We start from the raw sequence: 19,842 nt of genomic DNA, 5'->3' as shown, positions 1-19,842 counted from the left end.
ATCCAAAAAAAATCCCGGCAGAAGCCGGGATTCAGGTAGAGGAGACGGTATTAGTCACGGCCTGAAAAAGCACTCAGCAAGTTAAGCAGGCTGACGAATAAATTGTAAATTGATACAAATAATCCAACAGTAGCCGAGATATAGTTTGTTTCACCGTTGTGGATTATCTCACTGGTTTGCAGCAGGATTAAACCGGAAGAAATGAGTACAAACACCGCAGAAATTGTTAATTGTAAGGCGGGCATGTGGAAGAAAATACCTGCTATCATAGCCAGTAGAGCAACCATAGTGCCTACAAATAAGAATCCGCCCAAGAAGCTGAAATCTTTTTTGGTTGTCAGGGCATAACCTGATAAAGCAAAGAAAATCATTCCTGTACCACCTAAAGCGGTAGCAATTAATTGAGGACCATTAGAAAAACTGGTGATGTAAAAGTTCAATATCGGTCCCAGGGTATATCCCAGAAAACCTGTGAAAGCAAAAACGCTGACTAATCCCCAAACGCTATTTCTTAATGCCTGGGTTAAAAACATCAAACCATAAACACCGACTATCATCAGAAGTGGGTTCATTGGTCGAGCACCACTAGCAAAAGATAAATAGGCTGTGAACGCGCTGAACAAGAAGGTTAAGCTGAGTAACAGGTAAGTATTACGTAGCACCTTATTGGTTGAAAGAACAGACTCACCGCGCTGGGTAAGGATGTTAACATTATTTCGGTTCATTCTTTAGAACTCCAGTTATTTATAATTAGTCTAGCATATCTATGGGCAAGTTTCCTGTATTTCAAGTTTGTAGCTTGAAATTTTCTAATTAGTCTTTATTTAAAGAATAATAGACAGGTTATTATTAATGTGAAACGTCTTTTATGTCAATTTTGTTTTGGGGTTCTATGCGTCAATATAGTAAGATGAATATATAATTTAAAATTTACTCAGGACGATATTTATGGCACGAGTTGCGCTGCTACAAATGGTTTCTTCCGCTCGGGTTGCGGATAACTTACAGCAAGTGGAACGCTATATGCTTCAGGCCAAAGAGGAAGAAGCAGAGCTGGTGGTGCTTCCCGAGAATTTTGCCTTTATGGGAATTAATGAAACGGATAAATTTCAGGTGGCCGAACAGTATGGACAGGGCCCCATCCAGCAAAAAATAAGCCAGTTAGCTAAAAAATTTGGTTTATGGGTTGTCGCAGGAACAATCCCTCTCAAAGGCGCAGGCTCAAAAGTCCGTGCCAGTTGTATTGTTTATGATGATAACGGTCTAAGTGTTGCGCGATACGATAAAATTCATTTATTTGACGTACGTGTTTCAGAACAGGAAGCACACCAAGAATCTTTATCAGTAGAGCGGGGGAATGAGGTTGTCGTTGTTGATACTCCAGTAGGTATGATTGGACTCACTATTTGCTATGACCTTCGCTTTCCGGAGCTCTATCAGCAATTATTGTTAAAAGGCGCCCAGTTATTTACAGTACCGTCGGCTTTTACAGCAGTAACGGGCCTTGCTCATTGGGACATTTTGCTTAGGGCGAGGGCAATAGAAAATTTATGCTATGTGCTGGCTTCAAATCAGGGGGGTCAACATGAAAATGGACGACAGACTTATGGCCATAGCATGGTGGTAGAACCGTGGGGTAAAGTCATTGTCCAGAAAGAAGCAGGAACTGGATTACTGACTGCTGACATTGACTTGCAGCGTTTGCAACAATTAAGACGACACTTTCCTTGTGTTGATCATCATGTCCTGCTTTAGAAAGCTTATTAAAAGGTAATCAAATGACACAAGCTCTGACAATTGCAAAAAAAATTTTACTGTCTCCCGCATCCTTAGATGAAACCGGAATAGAACAGTTGTTTAAAACAATGGCGAGTCGCCATATAGATGATGCCGATCTTTATTTTCAAAGTTGTAGTTATGAGTCCTGGTATCTGGAGGACTCGGAAGTAAAAAGCGGTAGTTTTTCTCTTGATAAAGGCGTGGGAATCCGTGCCGTCAGCGGGGATAAAACAGGTTTTGCTTATTGTGACGATATTTTATTGCCTTCTATGCTTCGTGCTGCCGATGCGGCTCGTTCTATTGCCCTTTCTGGAACTAAAGCAGTGCAGGCCATTCAAGTCAATAGTGCCCCTATTAGCCGGTATCAGGGGTTAAATCCCATCGAAGGCATGAGTAAACAGGAAAAAATCGCTTTACTGGAAGCCGTTGATAAAGAAGCGCGCCGAATTGATCCGCGTGTAATCCAGGTCAATGCCTCGTTAAGTGGGTGTTACGAAGTGGTGATGGTCGCTGCCATGAATGGACAGATGATAGCAGATGTTAGACCTTTAGTTAGTATTAATGTAAGTGTCATAGTTGAAGACAAAAACGGTAAAAGAGAGTCTGCACGTTCCGGTGGTGGTGGCCGAGTAGCCTATTCTTATTTTACCCAGAAGGAAAATGCGCTGAGTTATGCGCGTGAAGCCGTACGTGAAGCGCTTATTAATCTTGAGGCTCAACCCACTCCTGCCGGAACCATGCCTGTGGTTTTAGGCCCTGGTTGGCCAGGGGTTTTATTGCATGAAGCGGTGGGGCATGGTTTGGAAGGGGATTTTAATCGTAAGGGCTTGTCAGCCTTTTCGGGTCGATTAGGGCAACAAGTTGCAGCGCCCGGGGTCACTGTCGTGGATGATGGCACATTGGTCGATAGACGCGGTTCTCTAACCATTGATGATGAAGGAACTCCTTCCCAGTGCACTACGTTAATTGAGAATGGGGTTTTGGTGAATTACATGCAGGATAAATTGAATGCCAAATTGATGGGGATGCAATCTACGGGTAATTGTCGCCGCGAGTCCTATGCGCATGTGCCCATGCCGCGAATGACTAATACTTATATGTTGGCGGGACAGCATGATCCGGAAGAAATTATTCGTTCTGTTAAACATGGCTTATATGCTGTTAATTTTGGTGGAGGCCAAGTAGATATTACTTCAGGTCAATTTGTGTTTTCAGCCAGTGAGGCCTATTTAATTGAAAACGGTAAGGTGACTAAACCAGTTAAAGGAGCAACTTTAATTGGCAACGGTCCTGATGTAATGAAAAAAATCAGTATGATAGGGAATGATTTAGCCTTGGATAAAGGAATTGGCGTTTGCGGTAAAGACGGTCAATCAGTGCCTGTTGGAGTTGGGCAGCCCACCTTGAAGATAGATGCGTTGACTGTGGGCGGAACGAATTAATTTTACCGTTTACCTACACAATCCGGCGGCAGAAGGATGTTTTACCCTTCTGCCATCCAAAGTATTAATCAGAGCTTGAAGCTTCTTTCATAAACCTCTTCTTGCTCTCTTTTTTGCTGATGAATACCAGTTTGCTCTATTTTATTTAATGCCATTTCTTTCCATTGGATGTGGATTTGTTTTTGAATTTCAAGCCACCACATTCTTAACTCAAATTCTTTGTTTTCAGGCGTTTGGACGAGTGATTTTATCATATCATCTAATTTAGCGATTGATTTGCTGAGCCCATCTATTTGGGCCTTTAAAGTCTTAGGTGAGTTTAAATTAATAAATAACCTGGTTTTTGCCAGTTCACTGATAACCAGATCTCGAGTATCCGCATCATACACTACCTCACAAAGCTGGAGCAGGTCTTGAGTGGTGGGCGGGGTCTGATTGGCTTCACTGCTATGTTCGATGAGAAATGAAGTAATGGCCGCGAAGTTAATTTGCTTCACGGAACAAAACTCGCTCATCGTGTTAATAAATAATGATTCTCGCAATACAGGATCTTCAATTTGGCTTTTAAGGGCATTAAATTCTACTTGATGAGGTGTCATTTCTGGGCTAGCAGCAAAAAAGGGAATCTTTTTACCCTGAGAGGTCAGTAGTTTTCGCATTATTAATAATTGCTCTGATTCTGATGCTTTAGAAATATCAAAAGGAAGTACTTTTTTAGATAAAAGAATTAATTGTTCTAATAGAACGACGTCATGCTTACTGATTTTAAAGGGTATAAGGTTGGGGCCTCTATTATAAGATTCACCAAAGAGGAATTTATTGGGTGAGGGCTTCAGGGTAATTGTTTTATTACCTGCTACGTTTAAATTTTGTTGCCTCCAAATCATAATAAATAAAGTTCTGAGCGGTTCGCAATTTTCAAAACAGATGAGAGACAGAAGCATGGGGTGAAGATCAAGGCCGGCTTCTTTTAATTGAGTATTCAGAATAGCACCAAAAGTGACATCAGCTGTTTTCATGTTTTGCTTTGAAGTCGCGGTATGTTTTGGCATGGATGTACCATATTTTTGTGCCAAAGTTTTGAGTGCTGCGGGAAGCTCGGTACCTGCGTAGGTAAAAAATAATAGGGGCCGATCTACGCTTGCGTGGTCAAATAGAAATAGGGAAACATAATAAATAAGCTCTGGCCATTGTTCTTCAGTTAAACCAGGAACAAGCTTGAGATTCAGCTTAATTAATAAACTTAATTCAAGACTCAAAGTATCAGGTATTTTAATGCCCTGTCCGATCAGCAACGCTTCCAGGGTGGGCGGATATTTTTTAGCTAGGGAAGTTAATATTTCCTGATAATATTTTAATATTTCAGGAATCAAATTATTTTCGTCAACTAGAGCCAGTTGTGCATTTATTTCGCTAAGAAATTGATAAATTAAACTTTGAGGACTGGGGTGGTTTTTAAAAGGCTCTATTTGCATCAAAGTTAAAACAAGTTTGGGAATGTTTAATTGGTAATTTCCCGTTTCTTTAAGACATTCCCAGTCACTTACCACGTCAGTTTTATCTAATGCAGAAATTTTCCCAATCCACCTTAAGAAAAAAATTAATTCATTAAGGCATTGGGAACTATCTTTCATTAATTGAAAGACGGGATTATTACTAATGTAGTGAGTAACTTGAGTAGGATTGACCCAGATGACTGGTTTACTGGAGAGGGTGAGTAATTTATTGTTCTCTTCTGAATTGGGATCGTTACGGCGTAGTATTGCCTGAAACGCTTCTTTTTTTAATGAGGTATAAAATCGATTGACGTGATCGTAGGAAACTTGCCCCATCACTACACCCGATTTTGGTGTTTTCGCATCATCAATCCATTTTTGCTCATACAGCCAGAGAATAACGAGTAAATCAGGGTATTGTTTTTCTTCAAATAAAGAGAGAGGGATACCTAATAAAGGGGAGTCCTTAATTGGATTGTGTTCCACTTTTAATTTTTTTAATAAGTCGGCTGTAGTGTCAGGCATGATTGAATTCTTTGAACTCCGTTTTAAAAAATTAAAAACAAATATACATTATTAGCATTAGAGCAAACAGTTAATCGTCTCGATAAAAGAAAAAAATTTATACTTCATAATCAGTTGGTCTAGACTGAACATAGGGAACAGATTTTGCGCGTGCTCAAGGATTATTTTAGAAAGGGATGAGACATGTCAAAAGACTCTAATTTGAATTCATTATGCCAATTACTGTTAAAAAATGAAAAGGAAGCAGCTGACAGGATATATTTAAGACAACCTAAAAAAGGAATTTGGCATGAGTTAACTTGGGCTGAGACGATGTTGCAAGCCCGAAAAGTAGCTGCATTTTTATATCAATTAGGACTTAAAAAAGGCGATCATGTGGCCATTATTTCTAAAAACTGTGCCGAGTGGTTTATCGCTGATTTTGGTATTTATCTGGCGGGTATGGTCAGCGTACCTCTTTTTACTAATCAACATGAAAAAAGTGTTCACTATATTTTAGAACATGGTGATGTCAATGCAGTCTTTATAGGTAAACTTGATGAGCATCAGTTAGTGCGTAGTTATATTCCTGAACAGCATATGACCATTAGCTTTGGCTACCATAAGGACCTGAAAGTAAATCATCTTTGGTCAGATGTACTGGCTACTCAACCGCTTATAGAATTAACAGAACCATCACCGGAGGATGTATATACCATTATTTATTCTTCTGGAACGTCGGGTTTGCCAAAAGGGGCTATGTTCACCAATCAGTCTATAACCAATTATCTGAATCTTTTTCCAGAAGATCTGCTTAGAATTAGAAAATTGGAGCATTATAAGTTGATTTCCTATCTGCCACTGGCCCATGTATATGAGCGGTCCGCAATTCAATTGGCTAGTGTAACTATTCATTGTGATGTGTCTTTTATAGAAAGTCTGGCTCAATTTTCCAAAAATTTACGCAGCATTCAGCCTATTTTTTTTACGGCAGTTCCCCGTATATGGGGCATATTTCAGCAAAAAATTGAAGAAAAACTCTCACCTTCATTGCTCAATTTTTTATTGAAAATTCCTTTTATTTCGCGTTATATAAAAAATAAAATCATTAAAGAATTAGGATTAAATGCATGTACTAATTCTTTTTCTGGTGCCTCGCCTCTACCTGTATCAATTATAAAATTTTTTGAAAAAATAGGTATTCGTATCCAAGAGGGCTATGGACAAACAGAAAATTTAGCCTACGCCACTTTATCCATATTAAATGAGAGAAGGCCGGGTTATGTCGGAACTCCGCGGTTAGAGGTTGAAATTAAAACAGCCGAGGACGGAGAGTTGTTGCTTAACTCCCCTTGTTTAATGTCTGGATATTATAAAGATAAAGAAGCAACCAAAAAGGCATTTACCTCTGAAGGATGGCTGCGAACCGGCGACGTAGTCGAACTGGATGATCAAAATCGAGTTAAAATAGTCGGAAGAATTTCAGAAAACTTCAAAAATCAAAGCGGCGAATTTGTGGCTCCCACTCCCATAGAGCAACAATTTGAGATTAATGAGATAATCGAACAATTATGCTTGGTCGGACGCGGCTTACCCAGCAATGTTTTACTAATCACTTTAAGTGAAGGCGCTCTGATTCGTAAGAAAAAAGAAGAGATCAACAAATTGCTGGAAGATATTTTACACCATGTTAACAGTGGTTTACTTAAATATGAACGAATCAGCCATATCATTATTGCAAAAGAAGAATGGACGCCTAAAAACGATTTGTTAACGCCAACCCTTAAAGTAAAGCGCCGCGTTGTGGAGCAACACTATGCTGGCGTCATTGAATCTGCATTAGCTCAATCTCAGCGTATTATTTGGGAGTAATAAAAATCATGCCTACGTCCCGCGGCCGCGGGACGTAGGGGAAGGGGATTGATGCAACAACACCGGATGAGCTTGCGGGACTTACAGCAATTGTAGGTTGGGCCTTGGCCCAACAAAAGGCATTAGGCCGCACAAGAACTCAATGTTGGGCTATGGGCCCCCACTTACGGGTCGTACACTCTAGAACAAGTCGTAGTACGTAGCGGCGGTAAAGACTGTCAACACGCCCTGATTAAGAAGCTAATTTACTGAGCAAAGAACTGATTTCAAATATACGTTCTTCAGGAGTAGTACTATCTAAAGTAAAGCGTAAGCGTTGTGGTCCTTCCATCTGATAGCGTTTGGCATGCACTTGAATCAGATTGATTAATACCCCGGGATTGATAGATGGCTTTTCGCTAAAGTCCAACTTACCTTTTTCTGATGCAGCACTAATTTTTTGAATGCCTAATTGGTCTGCTTTTAATTTTAATTCCGTAATGAGTAATAAATGCTTCACTGGCTGGGGTAGCAATCCAAAGCGGTCAATTAATTCAATTTGTAAATCATGTAATTGCTGAGTGGTTTTCGCATTGGAAATTCTCTTATACATGATTAATCGATTATGAATGTCGCCTATATAATCTTCTGGGATAATAGCACTGATGCGTAAATCAATTTCTGGCCCCTGATGCATGGGCGCTGATAATTCTGGTACTTTACCTGCTTTTAAATCCTCTACGGCTCTGTCGAGCATCTCCATAAATAAATTAAAGCCTATGGCGTGCATATTTCCGCTCTGATCTTCGCCTAATAACTCTCCAGCACCGCGAATTTCAAGATCATGAGTTGCCAGAGTGAATCCAGCGCCTAAATCTTCCAGCGATACTATAGCTTCGAGGCGTTTGACCGCATCAGGAGTTAATAATTTTTCATCAGGGGTTAATAAATAGGCATAGGCCTGATGATGAGAGCGTCCAACACGACCACGTAACTGGTGCAATTGGGCTAAACCAAATTTATCGGCACGATCAATAATAATGGTATTGGCGGTAGGGATGTCGATCCCGGTTTCAATAATGGTCGTACAAACGAGCACATTAAATCGATGATGATAAAAATCGGACATCACCCGTTCTAATTCTCGTTCGCGCATTTGTCCGTGAGCGCTACGGATTTTTGCTTCAGGGACCAGGGTTTGCAAATCCTCACACACTCTATCAATTGTTTGTACATTATTGTGAAGGAAAAATACCTGCCCACCCCTTAAAATTTCACGCAGCAACGCTTCCCGTACGACAATGTCTTTTTTTTCTTGCCAAAATGTTTTGATGGCCAATCGTTTGGCCGGGGGAGTGGCTATTAAGGAAATATCTCTAATTCCGGCCATTGCCATGTTTAATGTTCTGGGAATCGGGGTGGCTGTCATGGATAAAATATCAACATGGGTCCGCAGAGATTTCATGTGCTCTTTTTGCTTTACCCCGAAACGGTGTTCTTCATCAATAATTAATAAGCCCAGATTTTTAAAAGCGATGTTACTTTGAAATAATTTATGAGTGCCTATTACTACATCTACTTTCCCAGAGGATAGTCCTGAAAGGACTGCTTCTGATTCTTTGCCACTGCGAAAACGAGATAATAATTCAATATTAATAGGGAAGTCTGCAAAACGATCTCTAAACGATTCAAAATGCTGTCCAGCCAAAAGTGTTGTAGGTACCAGGACACACACTTGTTTTCCATTCTGAACCGCCACAAAAGCCGCGCGCATGGCAACTTCTGTTTTGCCAAATCCTACGTCACCACAAATTAATCGGTCCATGGGACGAGAGGATTGCATGTCTTTAATGATTTGTTCTATTGCGTTTAACTGATCTGTGGTTTCCGTAAAGGGAAACCCGCTGGCAAATTTGATGTACTCAGCCTGATTAAAATCATATTGATGTCCTGGCTGGGCTTCTCTTTTGGCATAAAGATCCAGTAATTCAATGGCAACATCGTGGATTTTTTCAGCTGCTTTTTTCTTTTCTTTTTGCCATTGTTCGGAGCCGAGTTTATGTAAGGGAGCGTGTTCGCTGTCAACTCCGGTATAGCGGCTAATTAAATGAAGAGAGGTAACTGGCACATAAATTTTATCTTCGCCTGCATAGGACAGAACTAAAAACTCACTCGACATATCATTAGTGGTGATGTATTGCAGACCTTGATAGCGTCCGACCCCAAATTGCAGATGGACTACTGGTGCGCCTAACTGTAACTCGGCCATATCCCGAATAATTAAATCTGGATCAACAGCTTTTTGAGAGCTACGTCGTTGAGGAGTGCTTTGTTCACCAAATAATTGTGACTCAACAATGATTACAATATTTTTGTTACTTAATTCACAACCATAAATCAATGGACCAGTCGTTATATTAAGGGGGGCATTATCATTAATAAAGTCATGCCAGGACGGTTGTACTTTAGGAGCAAGTCCACTCAGTTTTAGCAAATCAAGTAAGACCTCACGGCGCCCAGCACTTTCGACCACAATTAAATAACGACGAGAGGAATCAGCACAATATTCACGTAAAAGGCTCAGAGGTTCTGGCGTTTTTCGATCTATAGGCAATTGCGGTGCCATTGCGATATCAAAGTTGATCACTGCGCCTTTTTTTTCTGATGGTCTATGAAACAAGCGTACTTGTTCGTAAGTGTTCGCTTGAGTTAATAATTCGGTTGGATTAATAAAACAAGCAGTCGGGGCGAGTAGGGGACGAGTGATATCATAGCGTCTTTGTTCATACCGCTCCGTTAATTCTTGCCAGAACTGTTCTGCATTTTGTTGAATATCCTCAATCAGACAAACTTTGGCGTTTTGGGGTAAATAATCAAAAAAAGTAACCGTTTTTTCAAAAAATAGTGGGAGAAAATATTCTATGCCTGAAGGAAATTGACCATTGCTTATTGCTTCGTAAATAGGGCATTGGCTCGGGTTGCCTGGAAAGAGCTCTCTAAATGCTCTTCTGAAAAGAGTCTGACTTTGCTCATTTAAAGGGAATTCTCGAGCGGGTAAGACGTTAATTTCTGATATTTTTTCTATGGTACGTTGTGTTTCAGCATCAAATTCTCTTAGGCTTTCTATTTCATCATCAAATAGTTCAATACGAAAGGGGAGGCCACTGCCCATGGGATAAACATCAATAATCGATCCGCGTAAAGCAAACTCGCCATGCTCCAGAACTTTATTGACGCAATGATATCCGGATTGTTGCAGCTGATTTCTAAAGGCATTGAGCTCCAGCTTTTGGCCTTCCCTGAGCATTAATGCATATTGATTTAAAAACTCAGGCGGGCAGAGTCTATGCATTAAGGTGCTGGCGGAGGTAATAATTATCGCATTGGTGACGTGCTGTACGCGGCTTAGCGTATGCAGCCGTTCTGAAATAATATCCTGATGAGGTGAAAACTGATCATAGGGTAAGGTTTCCCAGTCAGGAAAAAATAATAGTTCTTGGGGGGCATTTTGCTCATTGAGGAAAAACTGCAGTTCATCCTGGAGTTGACTGGCACTGAGATTGTCCTGAGCAATCAGTAATTTTACTCCAGGTGTTTGCTGGCAATATTCTGCCAAGGCAAGCGCCAAGCTACTCCCATACAGTTGTCCCCATATTTGTTTGGTTTGTCTGGTTGGCGTGGTTTGAAAGAGCAGCGTTTTGGTCACCATGGGATTAACAGATCATGACTTAAAGGGGGATGATTATACCTTTATATTTAATTTTCTGCATCTTAAAGATGCTGTTATGTTATTGGGCTTCGCTAAGCTCAGCGCCAACCTACATCATCTCGAGCCACCTTACGTCATCCCGAGCGAAATCACATCATCTCGAGGAAAGTCACGTCATCCCGAGCAAAGTCACGTCATCCCGAGCGAAGAGAGGGATCTCCTGAATGCTGGCATAGTGCCTGCACTTGGAGATCCCTCGCTTATGCTCGGGATGACGTAAGGTGGCTCGAGATGACGTGACTTTCCTCGAGATGACGATATTTGCTTTAAGCCGGGGATGCGTCCACTTCACAAATGATTTCCTTATGAGTATCGCTGCTTAAAACACGTTGTGACAAGTAAAGAGTCAGTATACTAAGCGGTAAAAGGCATACTAAATCCAAGGGAAAGTGCAGTATTCCTATACCACCGAAGGTACCCAAATAAGAGACTATCAGCAGAGAGACCATATAAAACACGAACCAATACAGTGGGTAATTCGGCGTAAAAAGGCTTTTACCATGATAGGTTATGGCAATAAAAAGACCAACCAATAATGCTACATCAAGTTTCCACAAAATGGAGAATCCACACCAGTACAACATTAAATTACAAATATAAAAAGCGAGATGAGAGAAAAACAGGTGACCGGACAGTTTGAATGGTCTGTGGGTTTCTGGTTGTAATTTTCGCATGGCTAGAAGACAAATTGGCCCAATACTGTAAGAAAGAATACTGGCTGAAGAAAGAAAAGCGACCAGTTTTTGCCAGCCGGGGAAAGGCAAGAAAGAAAAAACACCCACTAAAAAATTAGCATAAAGCGTTATATAAGGGATTTTATGACGATTCACTTTTAAAAACACTTTGGGTAAGTGATGGTTTAGAGCCATTCCATACACTATTCGCGAAGTTGCAGCAGTATAGACAAGGGTTGTACCAAAGGGAGAGAATGCAGCATCAATCATTAAAAGAGTTGCGACCACTCCTAATCCGAGTAATAAAGTTAATCCCACCAGAGGACCACTATCGCCCGGATAACTCAGTGCGCTCCAACCATTGGCCAGATATTTTTGGGGCATTGCCACAATAAAACTTAATTGCAACATGAAATATAAGATAAAGCCAATCAAAACAGCGCCTAAAATGGCTATGGGAATATTTCGTTGCGGATTTTTAACTTCTCCGGCTAAAATTAAACCATTCTGGAACCCGGTGAAAGCAAATACAACTCCCCCGGCAGAAAGAGCGGCAAATATATTTGCCCAGCTGGTTTTATCTCCTAAATGGATACTGACATTGGCCATGCTGGGGGCGCTATGTAACAGAGTAACGATGGCAATACTGGGGAGCGCAAATTTAATGATACTGGCGTATTTGTTACATTCAGCCAGCATTTTAATACCATAAGAATTCAGGATGACAACAAAAAACATGATCCCAATAGCCACAAGATAGCCATAGCCTGACAATTTGAGAGTGGTCGGGTCATTCACAATTAAAGCAGGAAAAAAATGGCTGGAATATTGGAGAATGGCCTGGATTTCGATTGGAGTCATCACTACATAGGAAAGCCAGGATGTCCAAGCGAATAAAAAGCCAACCTCTTGGCCATGAGTGAACGTAGGGTAATTAGACATCCCTCCTGAAACAGGAAACATCGTACCGAGTTCACATAAGGGTAGGGCGATAAATAACATAAAAAGAGCCGCGATTACCCAGCTGATTAACGCATTGGAACCCGCCATTTGAGCGCTAATAAAGGGGCTAAAAAGCCATCCGGAGCCAATCATACCCCCTGCTGAAGCAATGAGTATATTAGTTGTCGAGATATCACGTTTGAGCACAGTAGTTTCCTTTTTAAGGTCCAGCAACTTGTAACATACCCTACGTCCCTATAAGGTAAAACGGGATATGGGTATACCCTTAGGTTTCTAACTCCACTATCGATGTTTCCAGTTCTTTTAAATCCATTTCAACCGATTCAATCTTCTGAAAACGGGAAGTGATTTTTTTAGCGGATGTATTCACTTCATTAACATCCTGATGAGCCAAATCAATGTGTTTGGATAATTTATCCATTCGTTTTTCAAAGCGTTGGAAATCATCAGCAAGGGCATGTAAATGTTTTTGGATGATGTGCACTTGCTTGCGGGTCGCATCATCTTTTAATACCGCCTTCGCAGTGGTAAGGACTGCCATTAGAGTGCTAGGTGAAACCAACCATACCTTCAGTCTTTGAGACAGGGAAATCAAATCCGGATAATTAGCATGAATTTCCGCAAAGATGGATTCGGCCGGAATAAACATCATGGCACCATCAGTAGTTTCATTTGGGATAATGTATTTTTCCGCAATGTCTTTAATATGTTTTTGAATGTCCTGGCGAAATTGTTGTTGCAGCGATTTTCGCTCAACAGAAACTGCATCAGTGTTGATTAAGCGTTGATAGGTTTCCAGGGGAAATTTGGCGTCAATCACTACATTACCCGTGGGTTCGGGTAAAAACAAAATGCAGTCAGCCCGTTTTTGGTTACTTAAGGTATATTGCATTTGATAGTGAGCGCTTGGAATCATGTTACTTATTAGGGTTGAAAGCTGGACTTCGCCAAAAGCGCCTCTGGCTTTTTTGTCTACCAATACGTCTTGCAGACTGACTACATGATTAGAGAGTTCAGTGATTTTTTTTTGTGCTTCATCAATAATGGTTAATCGTTTTACTACATCAATGAAAGTAGAGGATGTTTTTTCAAAACCTTCAGTCAGTTTGTGATTTACTTGTTGCGTCAGACTATGCAGGTGCGTACGAATTTCCTCAGTGAGTATTTGTAAATGGGAGGTAAGCGAGCTCGCATGCTGTTTAAAACTGTGGCTCATTTGTTCTCTTATATCACTCATTTGTTTTTGGATGGTATCACTAATGAGTAATTGCATAGCAAGCTGGCCTTGAGCCACTTTTTCATTAATAGAATGTTGGCTGTTTTGGTACGAGTGGCTTAAATCAAGATGCAACTGGTGAAGCTGTGTCGTTAAGGCTTGTTGCATTTTTTCATGGAGTTGCTCAGTTAAAATTTTTTGCTGATTTTGTTTTTTTAAAAACCAGAGCAGAAGAATGAAATGGAGAGCAACGGCGCAACCTATGCCCTCCATAAGCGTGATAGATGAAAAAAATAACATTCATTATTCCAGTAATTGAGTAACCTTAATTGGTTGGTTATATTGATATACAGTTTTTAATTGTCCGTAATCTAACAAGCGCAAATAACCTAAGTAGAGACTATCGTCTGATAATTGGCTTAAATTGTCAAAGGTAAATTGTATTACCTGCTGGCCTGATTCAAACCATTGAGCTTTTTGAGAGGTTTCAATAGGCTTAATTTCACCATTGCTGTCTTTATAGAATAAAACGCTTTGTAATGCATATCTACTTGCGGTTGCAACATCCATAGTTGCTGTAAAGGTTAAAGGGTGGGAGGATGTTTTTTTTAAGGTCAATAAACTGGCGGATGGAATAGAGTAAGAAAAAGCGGTGTGCCCACTACGTTTAATTCTCGTTTGCCCTATATCGGTTTCTATGTTTGCTTCAATATACCAATTTTCTCCGTGATCATTCAGTTCGGAATCAAGAGTGGTAATGGCCTCGAATTTGTTTCGTTTCAGTCTGGTTAATTTCAGGGGATTCACTTGTCCTTGGGGACCAATCAGGGCCAAATCTATATCGTCAATGGAATAATCAGCATCATTATCTTTAAGGGTAATCGTTGAGATTAATTTATCACCGTATTGATAATGAATGGAATCAGATTCGACTTGTAAATAAAGCAAGGAAAATTTATCCAAAACATTAATCAGATAAGCGTCCGAATTTTTTTCACCAATGGTTTTGCTTTTGATGATAAATTTTCCAGCGCCCAATTCCGGTTTAATTTGCAGCATGGTTTGGTATTTTGTTGCAAAAAACTCATCTCCTGATGTTTCGTTTTCACTGTATAGAGAAGATGCCTCTTTCAAATTCATTAGTTTATTGGTAGGGGTTTTAAATAATAATTGAGGCATGGCTTTTTTTTGTAAGGGGGTAATGCGAATTACCGCCCCGGGCGCCAGTGTTGATATGGATACACCCGCTTGTAATTGTTTGGCCGTCACGCGCTCTTTATAACCAAAACTCTTTTGAATATTGGTGACTTTCTTATCCAATGGCACATCTGAAATACTCCATTTATCCTGCAACTTTTCATGCGATAATTTGGTGCACACATCGCAGTCGTAAGCCTTGGTAGGTTGACTGGGTAAGGTATATGCATGAGTTTGCGAGAAACAAAATGCGGACATCAAAACAAGATGAGTAGTTTTCATTGTGCAACTCCTTTTGCGGCCAAGGCACTGATGAGAACGCCATCCAAACCAAAACAGGAATGACGGCTTTGATTATGACTTAAAGGGATATTATTTTCTGTTTTATCCCGATCATAAAACCATACATCGCCAGCCTCTGCTTGAGAAGAACAATTTAAAAAGCCATCAGAGCATGGTTCAAGATATAATTTAGCGATTTTAAGACCGCTGTTATGCCAATAACCATTGCAATAACTGGATGAAGAAAAAGGGGAGGCATACACGTCAGTGCCTACAATTACTTTAAAAGGCACGGATAAAGAGGGACGACCTTTCCCCCCTAACAACAGTTCCTGATTAAAAATGAGCATGTCAGCGACACGCTGTTGTTTTACAGCGTCAGAAGTGTAACCTAATAGCCAGGCGAGACTGGTTTCAAAAACACCGCCATTCAGCACTTCATCCGCCAGAGGAGTTCCACCACTTGATGGCGCTATAGCAATCACTTGTCTGATTTTGCGTTTTAACATCAGGAATTTTTTATCATAGGTTGGATTAGAAAGGATCCACCTCACGATGTTGGCTCCATTCGAATGAGTATAAACGGTGAGGGAATTAATATTTTTATCTGCCATAAAGGTTAACAGTTGTTCGGCTGTACAATTAGCCGCGTCTTCATGCCACATATACTGGCTAAAATCACAGTGGACTACATAATAATTGTCCGGATTTTCCATACGTTGAGTGACACTTTGTATAAAATCAGTTTTCCAATAGCCTCCATAGGCATCCTCTCGATGATCTCGTGTGCCATGTACAAAGGCGATCCCTTGATTATCCTTTGGTGCCGGAGTTGCTTGGATTAAACTGTAAAATATAAATAAAAAGAGAGTAATTAAAGCGCGCTGAAGATCCATTTCTTTCATGCCTCCTGTCTGACCCATCAATATCTATAGCATGCTTTTTACGTGAGATTCAAGGAGTGATATTGAGCAAGATAAGTGCTGAAAATTATTGAAAAATCTCTTCGGTTCATAAGAGGATTGTTCGAAAGTGTTCATAATAATGATAAACTGATGTTTTAAATTTTTAGGTGGTTTTTTGATGGGTGACGATGAGATAAAGGGACAGATCGCAGCACTTAAAGAGCAAATAAGAAATTATGACTATCATTATTATGCACTTGATGAACCTCTTGTACCTGATGTGGAATATGATCGCTGTTTTCGCGCTTTACAAAAACTAGAGGCTGAGTACCCACAATTTTTAACCACAGACTCCCCAACCCAACGAGTTAGTGGTACTCCTTTAGAGGCATTTATGCCTGTTGCTCATAAGCAACCCATGCTATCACTTTCCAATGTGTTTACTACCGAGGAACTACAGGCCTTTATTAAACGTGCAACGGAAAAATTGGATGAGCCTAATCAACAGTTAATTTTTGCCTGTGAGCCCAAGCTGGATGGCTTAGCAGTAAATCTTACCTATGAAGAGGGAATATTAACCCATGCTGCGACACGAGGGGATGGGGCAGTGGGGGAAAACATTACAGCCAATATCAAGACCATTACATCCGTTCCTTTAAAGTTAAGAACCGATAAGCCACCTAAGTTTATAGAAGTACGCGGTGAGGTTTATATGCCTAAAGCCGGGTTTGAAGCTTATAACCAGAATGCACGAGAATCAGGAGAAAAGACTTTTGCTAATCCGCGCAATGCCGCGGCAGGTAGCTTAAGGCAATTAAATCCCGCTATTACTGCCACTAGACCCTTAGCTATTTATTGTTATGGGATTGGTGCCTGTGAGGGGTATCGTTTACCGGACAGTCATTTAGCCCAATTGCAATTACTCAAGGATTTTGGTTTTAGAGTGTCTTCGGAAACGAGGAAAGAAGTTGGAATAGAGGGATGTTTGAATTATTACCATTACATATTAACCAAACGCGAGCAATTACCCTTTGAAATAGATGGGGTGGTTTATAAAATTGACAGTATTCCCTTTCAGCAACAATTAGGTTTTGTGTCTCGTGCCCCTCGTTTTGCCTGTGCTCATAAGTTTCCTGCCTCAGAGGAAATGACTCAATTATTAGCTGTTGATTTTCAGGTGGGGCGAACCGGGGCATTAACTCCCGTTGCCCGCTTGGAACCAGTGAGCGTGGGGGGCGTTACTGTCAGTAATGCTACCTTACATAATCTTGACGAAATTGCCCGCAAGGATATTCGGATTGGCGATACGGTTATTATTCGCCGAGCAGGGGATGTGATTCCTGAGGTAGTATCCGTCGTGTTAGCCAAGCGCCCACCCAATACCGAAATGATTCATCTTCCGAAAAGATGTCCGGTATGTGGATCTGAAGTCATACGCGAGGAAGGGGAAGCTGTTGCACGGTGTATTGGCGGATTATTTTGCAAAGCCCAATTAAAAAGAATGATGTGGCACTTTGCTTCAAGAAAAGCGATGCATATAGACGGATTGGGATCCGTGCTTATAGAGCAATTGGTCGATGAGGGCATAGTGCATCATTTATCCGATCTATATGAGCTTGATTTGTCTACTTTGGCCAATCTTCCTCGCATGGGTGAGAAATCGGCAAAAAATCTTTTGGCCTCTTTGGAGCAAAGCAAGAAAACCACCTTTAATCGTTTTCTTTATGCATTAGGAATAAGAGAAATTGGTGAGTCCAGCGCTCGAGTATTGGCTGAACATTTTTCAGATATTGATACGATTCAATCAGCCACCGTAGATGATTTGATGACTCTAAACGATATAGGTCCAGTCGGTGCTGCTTACGTGGTACATTTTTTTGCACAACCCCACAATCTTGAGGTGATTCATCGTTTATTAGAGTTGGGGATTCATTGGCCTAAAACTGAGAAAAAAACCGTTAATCAAGAACATCCTTTATTCAGGAAGACGGTGGTATTAACTGGCACCCTCAAGAGCATGGGGCGTGAGGATGCAAAAGCAAAACTATTGGCTTTAGGTGCTAAAGTTAGTGGCAGCGTGTCTGCAAAAACAGATTATGTCATTGCCGGAAGCGAAGCGGGATCTAAGTTAGCAAAAGCAACAGAACTTGGGGTTGCTGTTTTAGATGAAGAGCAGTTGATCAAGATGTTGAGTTATTAAAGAAAGAAAAAGGAGCCTTCAGGAGATCCTTCGCTTCGCTCGGGATGACGGTGTACTTCACCAATACACGTCATCCTGAACAATACCACGTCATCTCGAGCGTCAGCGAGAGCTCTCCTGTTATGAGCACCGTCTCCACAAGTGGGGATCCTTCGCTTCGCTCGGGATGACGGTGTACTTCACTAATACACGTCATCCTGAACAATACCACGTCATCTCGAGCGTCAGCGAGAGATCTCCTGGTATGAGCACACTGCACCCATAAATGTTCTTGTTGTCTGGCACGAAATTCCGGATTACGTTGCGCTAATCCAGGCTATAAAAGCTTAATTTAATGACAATGTCCCCCACGCTTCGCGCGAAGGAGAGGTGATTAAAGTAGATCCCAAACCTAATATTCTAAACTCGGCCCCGGTGTAGTAAAGAACTCTTCTTTAAATGGACTTAATTTACTTATAAAAAAGCCTATCGTGGCTCCCACAGTATTCATGCCTTGGTATCGCAAGAGTCTTGCAGCAGGTTGATCAGTGCCAATAAGTACTTTATTAACCAAGGTATGACAATCATTATCACCAGGTTTCATGCGGGTTAATATATAATCGTAAGTACACGCGTTGGTTTCCTGTAATTTTTTATAAGTGGCGAGCATTTCAATTATCTTTTTCCCTTTAACCGTCCTCATTTCCTGCTGGTCAGGCGGTATACTGGTGTCTGCTGGCTGGCGGGTGAATTCAATTAAATGTTGCGACTCTTTAATTTTAATGACTATATACAGATGATGTCCCAAATAGCCATGAAGGGAGGCGCCACCTATAAATCCGGCTTTGAAACTATTAATCTCATAAGTAATATCTTCATCAAGGAATGCTTCGAATTCAGAATCGCTGGCAAAACATTGATTACGAATGAGCGCTTTTTCCTCTTCAAAATAATCTTCAAAAGGTTTAAGGTTCTCACGCTCATGATTCAAGGTTTGGCGTAGATTTTCCAAACCTCTACCAAAACCATTAAGACCAAACTCAAGCTGTCTTTGAAATTCATCCTTACACAATTTTTTAGGAGTCCTGAAACCAACAATTGCCCCTACAAAATAGCCGGTGAATAAACCGATGCCTAAACCTTTATGCGGCTCATGATTCCAGGTTCCTCGTGCCAGGCCAACAATGCCGCCTACTAATCCACCTGCAATACCACAAATTACTGCAGCGATAGCGCCACCTATATGGAGGACAATGATTTTGAATTGATAACCATAGCTATTTATCTGAGCAATGGTTTGTAACTTATTGTAATTTTCATAAATTTTATTAAAAAGAGTCAGATCAAATGAGATTAGCTGATGCAAGTCATTTAAATTATCCAGAAGTTCTGAAAGTACTACTATAAGCTTTTGAGAAGCTTCATTATTTTTTTCTTTAATGGAATGAAGCAGAATGAACAAATGATATTTAATTTCGCCTGCCGGCAAGGACGAGATTTTCTTCTCGCAATCCTGTATTGCCAGAAGATGTTTATCCTGTTTTGCTTTCATATTTATTCACATCAAATTGTATTACAAATGGAC

At 40.7% G+C, this 19,842-nt stretch carries 12 protein-coding genes; 4 read left to right on the top strand and 8 right to left on the bottom strand.

Features of this window, described 5'->3' with window-relative positions; genetic code table 11:
* Positions 1-50: 50 nt before the first annotated feature.
* Positions 51-725 (bottom strand): Bax inhibitor-1/YccA family protein, encoded by a 675-nt coding sequence (locus LOX96_RS00150; RefSeq protein WP_250420073.1) that lies wholly within the window; start codon positions 723-725, stop codon positions 51-53.
* A 223-nt stretch (positions 726-948) separates the two neighbouring features.
* On the opposite strand from LOX96_RS00150, the gene LOX96_RS00145 reads away from it, so the two are divergent.
* Both LOX96_RS00145 and tldD read left to right on the top strand, forming a co-directional pair.
* The gene (locus tag LOX96_RS00145; RefSeq protein WP_250420076.1) at positions 949-1,755 is read left to right on the top strand and encodes a carbon-nitrogen hydrolase family protein; all 807 of its coding nucleotides are present in this window, start codon (positions 949-951) and stop codon (positions 1,753-1,755) included.
* 23 nt (positions 1,756-1,778) lie between these two features.
* Positions 1,779-3,221, top strand: a complete 1,443-nt coding sequence (gene tldD / locus LOX96_RS00140) for a metalloprotease TldD (protein WP_250420080.1) — start codon at positions 1,779-1,781, stop codon at positions 3,219-3,221.
* Positions 3,222-3,289: 68 nt separating this feature from the next.
* Here the strand turns inward: tldD and LOX96_RS00135 are convergent, their stop codons facing one another.
* A complete protein-coding gene (locus LOX96_RS00135; protein WP_250420083.1) occupies positions 3,290-5,242 on the bottom strand; it encodes a hypothetical protein in 1,953 nt (650 codons plus the stop codon).
* Between the two features lie 183 nt (positions 5,243-5,425).
* On the opposite strand from LOX96_RS00135, the gene LOX96_RS00130 reads away from it, so the two are divergent.
* Positions 5,426-7,093: an AMP-binding protein gene (locus LOX96_RS00130; RefSeq protein ID WP_250420086.1), complete on the top strand. Its 1,668-nt coding sequence runs from the start codon at positions 5,426-5,428 to the stop codon at positions 7,091-7,093.
* Between the two features lie 232 nt (positions 7,094-7,325).
* Here LOX96_RS00130 and mfd read toward each other — a convergent pair whose 3' ends face one another.
* From mfd to LOX96_RS00105, 5 genes are all read right to left on the bottom strand, one after another.
* Positions 7,326-10,781: a transcription-repair coupling factor gene (gene mfd, locus LOX96_RS00125; protein ID WP_250420088.1), complete on the bottom strand. Its 3,456-nt coding sequence runs from the start codon at positions 10,779-10,781 to the stop codon at positions 7,326-7,328.
* 326 nt (positions 10,782-11,107) lie between these two features.
* Entirely contained in the window at positions 11,108-12,664 is a 1,557-nt protein-coding gene (locus tag LOX96_RS00120) for an APC family permease (RefSeq protein WP_250420091.1), read from the bottom strand.
* Positions 12,665-12,743: 79 nt separating this feature from the next.
* Positions 12,744-13,994, bottom strand: a complete 1,251-nt coding sequence (locus tag LOX96_RS00115) for a DNA recombination protein RmuC (RefSeq protein ID WP_250420094.1) — start codon at positions 13,992-13,994, stop codon at positions 12,744-12,746.
* Positions 13,995-13,997: 3 nt separating this feature from the next.
* Complete coding sequence (locus LOX96_RS00110; protein WP_250420097.1) at positions 13,998-15,173, bottom strand: DUF4785 domain-containing protein; 1,176 nt, start codon at positions 15,171-15,173, stop codon at positions 13,998-14,000.
* Complete coding sequence (locus tag LOX96_RS00105; RefSeq protein WP_250420169.1) at positions 15,170-16,069, bottom strand: hypothetical protein; 900 nt, start codon at positions 16,067-16,069, stop codon at positions 15,170-15,172. Before LOX96_RS00105 ends, LOX96_RS00110 begins: the two co-directional genes overlap by 4 nt.
* Positions 16,070-16,256: 187 nt before the next feature.
* Between LOX96_RS00105 and ligA the strand changes: the two genes are divergently transcribed.
* Positions 16,257-18,278, top strand: coding sequence for an NAD-dependent DNA ligase LigA (gene ligA / locus LOX96_RS00100; RefSeq protein ID WP_250420100.1), 2,022 nt, complete (start codon positions 16,257-16,259; stop codon positions 18,276-18,278).
* A gap of 391 nt (positions 18,279-18,669) precedes the next feature.
* On the opposite strand, the gene LOX96_RS00095 is transcribed toward ligA, so the two are convergent.
* Positions 18,670-19,809 carry a hypothetical protein gene (locus LOX96_RS00095; RefSeq protein WP_250420103.1) on the bottom strand — a complete coding sequence of 380 codons (1,140 nt, stop codon included), beginning with the start codon at positions 19,807-19,809 and terminating at the stop codon, positions 18,670-18,672.
* Positions 19,810-19,842: the final 33 nt, after the last annotated feature.

The sequence above is a fragment of the Legionella maioricensis genome (assembly GCF_023618015.1).
Classification (GTDB): Bacteria; Pseudomonadota; Gammaproteobacteria; order Legionellales; family Legionellaceae; genus Legionella; species Legionella maioricensis.
This window is presented reverse-complemented; position numbering and strand designations above follow the sequence as displayed.